The organism is Pristimantibacillus sp. Z349TD_6 (assembly GCF_056173205.1).
In genome coordinates this window covers 5,312,882-5,325,525 of sequence record NZ_CM149662.1, presented here as the reverse complement: position 1 = coordinate 5,325,525, position 12,644 = coordinate 5,312,882, and the positions used below count along the sequence as shown (strand labels likewise).

Annotated in this window: 8 protein-coding genes and 2 pseudogenes; 4 read left to right on the top strand and 6 right to left on the bottom strand. The window is 43.3% G+C overall.

The genetic code is table 11. From position 1 onward, the window contains the following. Nucleotides 1-57: 57 nt before the first annotated feature. The 5 genes and pseudogenes from AC0VYE_RS23425 to AC0VYE_RS23405 form a co-directional block, all read right to left on the bottom strand. Nucleotides 58-1,221, bottom strand: a pseudogene (locus AC0VYE_RS23425) (family 8 glycosyl hydrolase); the annotation flags it as partial. Nucleotides 1,222-1,723: 502 nt separating this feature from the next. Beyond that, nucleotides 1,724-3,757 carry a DUF5107 domain-containing protein gene (locus AC0VYE_RS23420; protein ID WP_475443042.1) on the bottom strand — a complete coding sequence of 678 codons (2,034 nt, stop codon included), beginning with the start codon at nt 3,755-3,757 and terminating at the stop codon, nt 1,724-1,726. A gap of 17 nt (nt 3,758-3,774) precedes the next feature. Beyond that, complete coding sequence (locus AC0VYE_RS23415; protein ID WP_076271505.1) at nt 3,775-4,590, bottom strand: carbohydrate ABC transporter permease; 816 nt, start codon at nt 4,588-4,590, stop codon at nt 3,775-3,777. Between the two features lie 15 nt (nt 4,591-4,605). After that, nucleotides 4,606-5,520, bottom strand: coding sequence for a carbohydrate ABC transporter permease (locus AC0VYE_RS23410; protein WP_475443041.1), 915 nt, complete (start codon nt 5,518-5,520; stop codon nt 4,606-4,608). A gap of 98 nt (nt 5,521-5,618) precedes the next feature. Next, on the bottom strand, nt 5,619-7,013 hold the full coding sequence (locus AC0VYE_RS23405; RefSeq protein ID WP_475443040.1) for an ABC transporter substrate-binding protein: 1,395 nt from the start codon (nt 7,011-7,013) through the stop codon (nt 5,619-5,621). A gap of 53 nt (nt 7,014-7,066) precedes the next feature. Here AC0VYE_RS23405 and AC0VYE_RS23400 point away from each other — a divergent pair, with 53 nt between their 5' ends. The 4 genes from AC0VYE_RS23400 to AC0VYE_RS23385 all read left to right on the top strand — a co-directional run bounded on the left by AC0VYE_RS23400 (nt 7,067) and on the right by AC0VYE_RS23385 (nt 12,218). Further along, on the top strand, nt 7,067-7,249 hold the full coding sequence (locus AC0VYE_RS23400; RefSeq protein ID WP_475443039.1) for a hypothetical protein: 183 nt from the start codon (nt 7,067-7,069) through the stop codon (nt 7,247-7,249). A gap of 26 nt (nt 7,250-7,275) precedes the next feature. Next, complete coding sequence (locus AC0VYE_RS23395) at nt 7,276-9,057, top strand: sensor histidine kinase (protein WP_475443038.1); 1,782 nt, start codon at nt 7,276-7,278, stop codon at nt 9,055-9,057. 121 nt (nt 9,058-9,178) lie between these two features. Further along, entirely contained in the window at nt 9,179-10,504 is a 1,326-nt protein-coding gene (locus tag AC0VYE_RS23390) for an ABC transporter substrate-binding protein (RefSeq protein ID WP_475443037.1), read from the top strand. A gap of 28 nt (nt 10,505-10,532) precedes the next feature. Continuing rightward, nucleotides 10,533-12,218: a response regulator transcription factor gene (locus AC0VYE_RS23385; protein WP_475443036.1), complete on the top strand. Its 1,686-nt coding sequence runs from the start codon at nt 10,533-10,535 to the stop codon at nt 12,216-12,218. A gap of 83 nt (nt 12,219-12,301) precedes the next feature. On the opposite strand, the pseudogene AC0VYE_RS23380 reads toward AC0VYE_RS23385, so the two are convergent. Beyond that, nucleotides 12,302-12,549, bottom strand: a pseudogene (locus AC0VYE_RS23380) (transposase); the annotation flags it as partial. Between the last annotated feature and the right edge of the window lie 95 nt (nt 12,550-12,644).

Below are 12,644 nucleotides of genomic sequence, written 5' to 3'. Positions count from 1 at the left end.
TGCAGTCAAATTTGCTGGTGCTGTAGGCGCTTGTGTATCCGTTGTTCCACCACCAGTTGGTATCCACCAGTTACCTGAAATGAATAACATATTAAGCAAATTGAAGGAATCGCTGAAATAGGATTCTTTTTTGTTTTTCATCCAATCCCATCCAGCATTTACCCATGCTTGGTGCGTGCTGCTCGTGGTTGCTGCTGAAATAAACGGCGATACAAAAACAGCTGTTGCGTAGGAACCGCTAACTCCGCCATTTAGTTTATATCCATCTTTAATGTTATTCGGATTGCCGCTTGTAGCGCCTTTGATCCATACGGCCATTTTGTTAGCAATATCCCGGCCTCTCGTGTCGCCGTAGAAAGCATAGTCCATTACGATTCTGAGTGGAACCCGGCTTGCATTGTAATTGTATTCATTAGTTTCTGGAAATTCATCTAAGTAGTTTTGTGGAGCTGGCTTTGGAGGATTGTCGACAACAAAATCTGAAATCAGCCCCGTGGTAGCTGAATAGGCGCTTGAGAACTGACTATAAACCGTGTACAAGTTGTTAATGACATTCAACCAGGTTTGATCTCCTGTCACCTCATAAAAGGCTCTTAAATGCGAGAGCATCCAGTCGGAGGGACGGGTATTTAATGCACTCTTAGCATCCCAATCGCCAAGGTTCAGGCGGTTATTCGTCGTGACATTGCTCGCCTTGATACCGTTCGTAATCATTTTTTTGGCTTCTGCCAAATAATTTATCGTACCAGCTGATCCCCATTGCTGGTCAGCAAGTATTAAGGAATAAGCGATGTCCAAATCACCGTCGGTAGCGGAGCCAAAATGTCCTTGCGCTCCAGCAGCATCTGCAACAACCCAGCCCATAAGATTTGAGTTGCCCGAACTTTTAAAAGCTCTAGCGGTTTTGAATAGGCCGTCATAAATGGTTTTGGCATTTGAATCAAAACCTGCCATCAAGGCTGTAATGACCATGCCATAGCCTTGCCCCTCTGAAGTGCCAAGCGGATCATAACCATCAGCGTCGCCGGTAATATCCCCTTTGACATAATAGCCGCCTGGCAATGAGGAGAGGTTATTTTTTAAATAGGTTGATTTCCAGTAAGTATAATAACTCGAAACTGCTGTATTCATAGCTGCCTGAGTGACATGGTTAGGTTTTATAATGCCAGGATAGCTCAGCTGCTGCGGAAACGGTTTAAGCTCTCCTGCAGCATGCACCTTCGTTTGAAGTGGAGCGGGTGCACCCAATAAAGTTAGAAGCATTGCTGAGCAGAGAAAGACATGGCCCATCCATTTCATCATACTTTTATTTGCTTTTAAAGTGCGCAATTAAAACTCCTCCTAAAATTATAGTCGTATAACCGTCGACAGATTCGCAGCCTCCTTTGCATGTAATCAAGCTCAAACAAAATTAAAGCGCTTTAATTTAAATACAAAAAAATAAAACATTTAAGCGCTTTAACTTTAGGCCTATAAAAAAAGTAATTCAGATGAGACTAAAGGTGCAGGACACACTATAGAATCAACCAATTTACTTCTAGCCATCCATTCCTGATGGTTGTTTTTCATTCATGCCTCTATGTTAATCAATGTAACACACAAAATTTGTATATGTCTACAGCCAATTTCAATTTTTATATTATGCCTAAAACGGAACAGAAGAGGGCGAGGCAGCTTTCTCAAAGCACAGAAAAACGGTACGTTACTACGCACCGTCATCTTTTTATTCACCTATGATTCTGAAGTCAATATTGGTTGGCGGCGGAAATTTGTTTTTCGCCTCTTCAAGATGTATTTCGGAATAGGATTCATTCCTTGATTGTGCAAGCTTCTTGGCATTGTATTTATACCATAGCTCTATGATTAATATTTCACCTTCACGTATGACCGCAAATTCCTTAAGGAACAATTGCTTAACGAATGCATCCTGTTCAAGCTCAAGTGCGGCAACGCCTACTATAATTTGAATGCGGTCACTGCTCGAATAGGCTTCAGGCAATTCTTTGTACATTTGCCACGCCTCTTCGTACTGTTTGTTAGCTATGAGCAAATTTAAGTATTCCTCAGCCAAAGCACGATCAGGGAACGAGTTGGAAACGAGATAGGCTTTCTTCCAGTAGGCAAGCGCCAGATCGATTCGTCCTACATATTTCATCGCTTCAGCTAGATTTCGATATACCCATACGGAGGGTTGAATGTCTATCGATTTCTCCCATGCATCGATAGCTTCCTGCTCCATTCCTCGCTCATAAAGCATGATGCCCAAATGCATATAAGCGTTCCATGATTGGTTCTCTTGGTGCTCAAGGCTCTCTTCAAGCAGGGCAAGCCACTCATCCTGAACCATCCATGCTTTTGGCACTTCTTGCACGTCGTGGTCTGGAAGCGTTCCTGTTTCAAGAAGGGCGAGCCAATCGCTATGCTCGGCTTCGAGCGCTGTGCTTAGCTTCGTAAAATAAAAGCCTTCAGGAATCGTTCGATTTTCCTTCAGTTCTCGGCGCAGCTGCTCTAGCGCACCCCATGGAGAACCCGTATAAAGGACTTGCTCAGGCGCTTGTTGTGCGAGAATTCGCATGGACTCATGCAGCTTCTCCATTTCTTCGGCATCGATATGATGATCGACACAATCTCGAATGTATTGATTCGCCTGATTCCAATCCTGTTGGTGGGCTTTGTCGATTTTAATATCGGTCATGCCGATTGCTTGCGTGAAATCCCACTCCGATTGAGCAGGCATATCAAGTCCATGCAGCTGCGTAGGCGCTAAGCCGCTTTGAATTTCAATGTAATTTCCTTCACCGGGGTTAGCAAGATAATCGCACCATCGTCTTCCTCCGGCATGGTTTCCCCAGCAAAACATTTTGCGATAACGGAGAAGAGAGGTGGAGCGTTCATAAAACAATCGTCCATCCTCATAAGCGACAGCTTCCCAAGGCGCATCACAGCTTGCCGGCGTTTGAAAGAAATATTCATTCGAGAAAGGAAAGTTCAGCGGATAGGTGACGTCTTTGCCCGGTACAGTCGGCAGATACGGCAGCTTGCCAAGGCCAAAGCCTTTCACTTTATGGTCAATATAAATGACTTCATCTGTTGACGAAAAAAGACGGGCTTGCGGTGTTTCCTCTACAGCGATGTTCGTCCACCAGTACATCGGAACCGACTTGTCATTGTCATTAATGATCCGCACATAAAGAATGAGCTTGTTTGAACCAGTGGGCAGATGAAAGTCAATTTGCCAAAATACGTTTTTACAGCGCTCGTAATCATACAGCCTTAGAAAATCGTTTCCTTTCTCATCTTGCAGAATGGCTGCATGAACGGGGGAGCATGTGGTAAACGTATGTCCGAGCTGACCGATATTCCACTCGATTCCTCCAGAGAACCAAGCGTTCAATATGGCTAGGTTGGCAGGCTGCAGCACCGGATTCGTATAGAGAAGGCTGCGATTCGTTTTTTTCTCCGTAAGAGAATACAATCTTCCACCATAAGCAGGTAAAAAAACAGCCTGCAAATGTTCATTTTCCAGCACGATAGTTTCTAGCAATAGATTTTTCCGATCTCTAGTATAACGATCCTGCATTCGGTAGGGTAAATAACGTTCCCCTGCTTCATATCCTAGCTTTGATCGCAGCTCGCTTGGAAGAGTGCCGTTATCGCTGACTTCTCTATGTTTTTGACGATTTCGGAACATCGGCAGTGGATTTTGACCGCCAATGCTTGAGCCTTCGATCCGTAAGGTAGATTGATATACACGCATGGTGAATGAACTCCTTTCTATCCTTTTACTGATCCAACCGTAATGCCTGCAACAATGCGCTTGGAAATAAACAAATACAAAATGAATGTAGGCAAAAATACGATAATGGATGCTGCAAAAATACCGGAATAGTTTCCTGTGTTGGTAAAGCCGAGTACGATGGATTGCAATGCAAGCGCGAGCGTATGATATTTCGGATCACCAGCAAATATAAGCGCATACAAATACTCATTCCATATCGACATAAAGTTGAAAATAGAAACTGTAATGAGGCCAGGCTGGGCAACCGGCAATATAATTTTGATAAATGTTTGAATAGGGCCGCAGCCGTCAACAGCTGCTGATTCCTCCAATTCCTTAGGAATTGAAGCGAAAAATCCAGTGAGAAGGAATACGCTAAACGGAATATTAGTGAAAATATAGATTAATACGAGCGTAATAATAGAACCCGTAAGCTTCAGCTCAACGAACAATGAAAAAAGCGGGATGGATATGAGCAGGCCAGGGATGGAAATTGCGGATAAAAACATTAGATTGACTATTTTTTTGCCGCGGAATTTTACTCTGCCCAAAACATAAGCGGCAGGAGCAGCGAATACGAGAACACCGACGCAAGCTGAAACGGTATAAATGACACTGTTCAGAAAGTACCGTCCCATCTTTTGGGTTTTGAATAAATCAATATAATTGGAGAAATGAATGCCGCTCTCAAATAATGAATTTGTAAAAATGCCTCTTGTTGTGCTCAGTGAGGCTAGAATGGCGAAACCGAACAAAACAATCGTGAACAGCAGCCACAAATAGAGTGGGACGTACCGAATTTTATTAACCATGCTAACACCTCATCTTTAATATTCAAGACGTTCTTTACGGAAGAACTGATTGATGATGGCGGATAGGATTAGAATTGATATCGTAATACTAACGCCTACTGCCGCGCCTGCTCCTACATTAAAGGCATCCTGCGTATAAACTGAAGTGCCGTCGCCAAACACTTTGAGATACATAAAGTAGCCCGGCGTCATCGTAGCGACGCTTTCACTCGCACCGCCAAAGGTAGCGGACCAGACAAAGAAATTCACGGCTGTTACCGTCCATAAAACGAGCGTCATACGGAATATGTCCTGAAGCAGCGGCAGCGTAATTCGGAAAAACTTGTGCAATGGATTAGCCCCTTCGAGCAGGGCAGCTTCGTAATAATCGCGTGGAATGCGGTCCATCCCGGCATTAAGGATAAGCATAAAGTAGCCGATGGAACCAAAGCAGTACGCCAGCAGCATGGAGAGGAACAAATAACTGTCGCTCGTCCACTGAATATCGGCAAGCATATCGAGTCCAAGGAAACGGAACAGCTTCGTTAAGAAGCCATAGCTTGAATTGAATATATAATGAATCCAAATAACGGATAACACGACTGCAGATACGGTATTCGGCAAATAAACGAGCGAGCGCCAGAACGTTTTGCCGCGGACGCCGGATGATAAAATAGCAGCAAATAGGAAGGCGGAGCAAATCGTGATGATGCCGCCAAACAGCCATATTTTCAATACATTCCATGCAGATTCCATAAAATAGCTGTTGCGGAACAGGTCTGTGTAATTTTCGAATCCGATAAATGACCACTCTGACATTTTGCTTGAGATGGACGGCAAGGAATAGAAGCTCATCAGCAAAGCTCTAAGCGTTGGATATAGAAAGACTGCAAGATAGATGAGTACCGCCGGCAAAAGGAAAAGGGCAATCATCGGTTTTTTAATTTGCATGTAAATTTCCCTCCCGGATATGATTCATAATCCGTTATAACGTCATTGTGCAGCAATCCGAAGGATCGCTGCACAATGATCGAAGTATTTAATTAACGTTATTTTGTGCCATAAAACTTTTTGGCTTCTGCACTCATTTTGTTGACGTAAGCGTCTGCCGTTAATTTACCAGCGGCAAGCTCCATAAATACGGGTACGATTACACCTTTGGAGAAGTCAGCGGAGTTGTTGATTCCGTAGCCCCAAGGCGCATTGACCTTAGCGTTGTTAATTGCTGTTTCTGCTTCAGCGAGTGCTGCAGGCCATTCTGTATCGATAGAAACGGGAATAGCTTGAGCTTGCTTCACCATTTCAGCTTGTGTTTTTTGGCTTACCAGATATTTAACCAATTCGATAGCTGCTTCTTTATTGCTGCTGTTTTTGTTGAGCATAAGAGCTTGTGCGCCAAATGTCAGCTCATTCTGGCCTTTTCCGTTGCCGTTAGGCACAGTTGGGAATTGGAAGGAGCCCCATTTGAAATCAGGACCTGCTGTGGCAGAAACTTCATTCGGAAGCCAAGTGCCGTTCAGATAAGCAGCGGATTGACCGAATACGAGATCCTGCTGCGCAGCTGGGTATTTACTGCCTGCAAGCTTAGAAGAGAAGTAACCTTTCTCTTTCATCATGACCATATCTTTGGCGAATTGAAGGATGATCGGATCTTTCCACATCTCGCCTGTTTTGTCATTGACGAGTGCGTCGACCCATTCATTGCCCATTGCGCTGCTGAGGTATCCGCCGATGAACAAATCACGGTATGCATCATCGAATGTGATCGGAGCAACGCCAGATTTTTTAATCAGCTCACAATATTCCATAAACTGCTCCCATGAGCTAGGCGGAGTCGTAATTCCTGCTTTCTCAAACACTTCTTTGTTGTAGAAAAATAGTACAGCGAACGGCTGCTGTGGAATCGCATAGTGGCCTTCTTCAAGTCCTGCTGTTACTGACAATGATTTTGTCCAATCCATTAAGCTTGGCATAAGTGAATCTTGCAATGATTTTCCTTCCATACCTACAGATGGTGTAGCCAAATATTCATCCAGCTTCAGCAAATGGTCCTTAACGATCGCCATCGTAACGGAAGGATCATCCTCGAATATATCGATTTGTTCACCGCCGTCGAGTGCTGGTTTAATCAGCTTTCTAATATCCCGTCCTGTAAACTTCAGATCGACAGTAACTTTTGGGTTAGCAGCTTTAAATTCATCGACTGCCACTTTAATCACTTTCGCTTGCGGTTCGGTGTCGCTCCACATGGACCAGAAGACAACTTTGCCTTCAAGGCCGGCAGCATTAGGACTTGGCTCGGCAGCAGAAGTGGGCTCGTTTGTTGCAGCAGGAGCGGTAGACTCAGTAACCTCCGGGTTGTTGCTCTTCGAGTTTGAGCACCCGACGGCTAAAAAGATCATCATTACTGTTAATAAAATCGAAAATATTTTGTTTCTTTGCATTGTTGACTCCTCCTTTTTTTGGTAAGTATACCGCTGGGAATGCAACCGGGTACATGACCATTTTTGAACTGAATCCGTCATATTTTGTACTCAATTTATATTTGGTTATTGCTGATAAGGAAGCGGTTACAGCAAACAGCGAGCGGGTGCATTACTTTATTAATAGAAAGAAAACTGGTTTTGCCAAAATGAATATTGACAGCGATGAGCTTGAGGTGGTTATATACGAGGAGTAAGCCTAACATCTAATCAAGGAGCCAATATGCAAAAAAACTTGCGCATGTCTACCATACTAAAACTATTTTTTATTTCGGTTGTTATCGTACCTGTCTTTTTAATATGCTCCGTCATATTGAACATTTACGAACGGGATATTCTCGAACAAAACACAGGGCGCTCGCTGCAAATATCGAAAGCGCTTTCATATTCGGTAAGTCAAGAAATCAACCGCATGTCTGGTCTGTTTGCTTCGATTGGCGTAGATCAGGATGTCATTTTCACCATATTTGATATTAATCGTTTGAGCGGCATCGAAAAGCAGAAGGCTGCCAATAAGCTGAAAATAATGATCGAGAAGTACACCGCATCGGTCTCTGGCCGCGTGCTCTCTGTTAACTTTTTTTTTGATAACGGAAAATCATATTCTTATTTGAAAAACATGATGATGGATGACTCTGCTGTACGCGAGCAAGATTGGTACCGAGACACAATTAGCAAGCCTGACGTCATCCGGTTTCAAGGCATGCTTCCCAACGCTCTTTATGGGAATTACAATCCGTACATGATGGCCGCTGCGCTCTCTCCAAGCACGACGAATCGGATGTCCAAAATGGAATTAATCCTATTTACATTTGAAAGCGGAACTTTCGATCATATTTTGCAGTCACGCGATAATTCGGAATCAGTTCTGCATATTGTAAGCGACAAAGGTCAAATCATCGCTTCGAATACAGTTATCGACAGGGGAAGCCAGGTTGTAAACAATTGGTCGAAAGAGATAAGCCGCGGGGTAGAAGGGTCCTTCGTAGATGACTCAGAGGACAATAAGAAATTAATAACGTATGCAAAAGTAGACAATACGGATTGGTACATTGTTCAAATTATTCCATTCGCAGATTTGCTAGCCAATTACCGGAATGTAAATTCATTTGTGTGGTTTCTCGCTATTTTGATCATTTTAGCGTTTATGCTCGTTTCCTTCTATTTTGTTTCCAATGTGACCAAGCCGATTCGTGTGCTGCTCCACCAAATGGTTCGTGTAACGGGTGGAGATTTAAATGCGAAATTTACAGGCTCAGGCAGCTTGGAGATGGTGAGGCTGGGCCATTCCTTTAATCTAATGACTGAACAGGTTCGCCAGTTAATAAGCCAGCGTGAGAAGCAGGAGGTCGAAAAGCGTAAAGCAGAATTTGCCGCGCTGCAGTCGCAAATTAATCCGCATTTTCTAATCAACACGTTAAACGCAATTAAGTTTATGGCCTTAATAAGCAAAGCGGACAATATCCGCAACATGACTCACTCGTTGACACAGCTATTAGCTTCCTCTTTTAACCGCGGCGGGCTTCTAACTACGATAGCGGATGAAGTCGACCATTTGAAGCATTATTTGTACATTATGGAGATTCGTTTCGGCAGACCGATCCAAATGGAATGGAACATCGATTCTGAGGTTTCAGGACATTATTTGTTAAAGCTATTGCTGCAGCCTATATTGGAAAATAGCATCATTCATGGTCTGAAGGATATTGATTACCCTGGAATCATCACAATCACAATCGTAAGGGATGATAAAAATTTACTCATTACGATCGCAGACAATGGGATGGGAATGACGTCAGACGTAATTGATCAGCTTGAAGACAGAACGGCCTCCTATACGTTTAGCGGAATGGGCAATCGAAATGTACATCGACGGATACAACTGCACTACGGCTTGCAGTATGGATTGCAATACGAATCTAATTTGCCGCAAGGAACAAAGGTGAGCATTCGATTGCCTTTGATTAATGAACCGGATGAGGAAATGGCTGATTTTTCAGCATAAATGATCATGTTTGAGCTAAAAATGTCAACTTTTCTAACCATAAACGCTGTATAATAAATGCCATATACTTGAAAGCGCAATCATTCGTTTGCGGCTTCAAGTTTTGCTGGGAGAAGTGGAAATGAAATTTAACAAAAATATTGTCTCTGTCTTAGTCGTTACTTTAATATCGGTGGGCTTGCTTGCAGGATGGATCGGTATGTTTAAGGCTGATACCAATGATACGATTTATTCTTTAGTTGTGAATACACCACAGAAACAAACCTCCAATCAAAATCAGCCGGTAAAAATGAAATTTGGAATATGGGAATCGAAGACGGATATCGAATTTTGGACGGAGAAGGTGAAGGAATATTCGGCTCTCAAACCAAATGTAACCGTGGAAGTAGAGACGATTCCAGATAATAGCGGCCAATATTTAAAGGTGCGTCTGACGGCAAATGATTTGCCTGACCTATTTTATTTGAAACCGGGTCACTTGCCCATTTATAAAAATTCATTGCTGTCTCTTAATCAATTGCAAGCAACGAGCAGGAATAAGTACCCAGCTGAAATAGAGGGCAAAACACTTGGCTTGCCGCTCATATCCTTCTCTGAGTATGTGTATTATCGACCAAGTATTTTTGAAGAGGTGGGCGTTAGCGTACCGCAAACCTTAGGACAATTTATGGATGTACTGAATCAAATTAAATTGCACGGCAAATATATTCCGATTGCTATCGGGGGCAAAGATGATTGGACCTTCTATCCATTTATTGAATTTGGACCGCCAATCTTTGCGAAGGAAGAGAACTATTTGGCCAATATATCAAACGAATTGAAGCCATTCGGAGAAGGCTCAGCCTTTGGCAAAGCAGCCGCTATGCTCAAGACGATCGCTGAAAATAAATTAGCTGGCCCAAACGCGCTTGAAATTGGCTTTGATCAGGCGAAACAATTGTTTCAGTCCAAAGAAGCGGCAATGATCGCACTCGGTCAATGGTATTACTCGGATCATGTGGCAATAGTGAGCAATGATGAGGATATAGGTGCATTTGCGCTGCCGTGGAGGGAAACGACCAAAGAACCGCTGCTTTCTGTAACGATGCCGGACCAGTATATGGCGATTAACAAAAACTCCAAAAACAAAGAAGAAGCGATACAATTTCTGGAATGGGTATTCAGCCCCGAGGTTTATCAGGCTTTTATAAATAACTCACAAAGCTCATCGACGTTAACGGATGTACAGTCCATACTTCCCTTTTTTAATGAGGAAAATAAAGAGCATCCATTTGTGCCTTTTATGTATTCCGCGTTAGATGAGAAATTTGTACAAGTGAAAAACGCAGCGCAGTATGATGAGAAAAAGCTGGCGCAAGAAATTTTTGCAGGCGAGTCAGTGGCAGGCATTCAGAACAAGATGAATGAAAACTGGAGCAAAGCGGTGCAATATGTTCAGCATAATTAAAGCCTATCGATGTATGAGGGGGAGTAAGATGCCGAAATACCAAGCCTTTATCGTGGATGACGAGCCTTTAGCCAGATTAGCGCTTCGGGAATATATTGCTTTAACTTCAACAGATATTGAAATTGCAGGAGAGGCGGGCGACGGAGAAGAAGCATTGCATCTTCTAAAGGATCGTCAGAATATCGACATCATCTTCGCAGATATAAAGATGCCGCGCATGAATGGTGTGGAGCTTCTTGCAGCACTTAGAGATGTGTCGTTCGAGAGCCCGCCGCTTATTATTATGCTTAGTGCATACGGCGACTATGGCTATGTAAGAGACTCATTTGTGCTTGGGGCGTTTGATTATATGCTAAAGGCGAAATTGGATGAACAATATATTGCTCCAGTGCTGAATAAGACAGTGGAGGAATTGAATAGGCGACAGAGGAGCAAGGCTGCGGAACCTGAATTGTCTGCCTTAGATGAAGACGAAATGGTTTGTTCCATGCTCCACCAGCTGTCGGTGTCAGATGGATTGAGCTCATCTGATTGTGAACTCGATGTGCAGTTGAAATTAGGATTGAATATCGTTCGGAAACAGTTGGGCGAGAAAAATCAGAAGGTAGCCTTTATTAGACTATCTCAAGTGGTTCACTTCGAACATACGAAGCAAATTATTATGCAAACCATTAGAACCGTAACGAACACGGATAGGAATGAAGGAATATGCCGCGTTTGTCGTCATGATGAACGGAACTATATCCTATATTTCACCTTTCCTGAGCAATGCAGTGCGATGGCAATTCGAAGTTTGACCCAAGCTGTCTTGACGGATGTGAAAATAAGGCTGCGGCAGTTTTTGAATCTTCATTTATCTATCGGTATCAGTGACTCTGCCAATGGAGTGATGCAGTGGAATCGTTTGTTCCGTCAAGCTGAACGGCTTTCCCTTCTTAGTTACTATCAAGGATATGATCACTTGATCTATCCAGAAGCCGAACGATCAATGGGTGCAGAGAAGGACAATTGGAAAGAAGCATGGGCGCCATTTAAGCTCGAGCTGCTGCAAGCGCTAAAAGATGCCGACCCTATGCGATGGAAACAGTCTATTCAGCACGGATTCAAGCTTCTGCTTGAATACTTTCCATCCTCGCCTGAGCCTATCAAAAAAGCACTCAGCGATTTGATCTGGGAAACGGGCACGCTGATGCATGAGCGAGGAATGTCGTGGGATAAGCTGCATGAAAGATTTCCTCAACCGGTTGAGCATGTCCGGAGTATAGAGACATGGGATGAGACCATGGAATGGCTGCAATTATTTCTTGATGCATTGCATGATAAGCTGCATCCTAAGCTCGACAAAGCTGCTGCTTGGCTGAGTCCTGTTGTAGCGAAAGCTAAAGCGATATTAGATAATCATTTTAATGAAGATTTGCATTTGTCTACGATTTGCGCCATGGTCGGTGTGAGCGACAGTTATCTTAGCAAACAGTTTGCGAAAGAAATCGGTATTAATTTTATCAACTATTTGACCAATTTAAGAATTGAAAAAGCGAAAGAAGGTCTAGAGAACGGGTTGAAAATTTACGATGTAGCGGAAAGTGTAGGGTATGTTAATCCTGAGCATTTCAGCCGAATTTTCAAGAAGGTGACGGGACTTAGCCCAGTAACCTATCGCAAGAAATGTGAGAAACGTCCCATGACGGCTTCCTATTATTTAAAGCATTCATAAATGCTAAGGGGTTGTCCCATAAGCATCAGCTCGCTGAGGAATAGCTCGCTTTGAACGGGAGTATTGGTAGCAGTACAGGAGAGCTATTCCTGTACTGCTATTTTTCTATTCTGGTCTATGCTATGCTTCATAGGATTATGGGCAAGCGAAAGCCACCCGACCTCCAGACTTACCTTAGGTAAGCTGCGAAGCAGAAACGCCGGAATCCTTGGTTATTCTTTATCTGCCCTAAAATACTTTCGGGTTCAATCATTCGTCTTACCGACAGCGAATATCCTTCCTCGCTATTTCCCTTGCTTGCTGTTTGTAGCGCATAATAACTCAGACTGACCATATCCAGCATCAGCGATGATCGTCGTATGATTGTAATGTGCGCGAACCGATAGTGGAGAGTAAATAAGTGTAAAAGTGCACCTGTTTTTAACA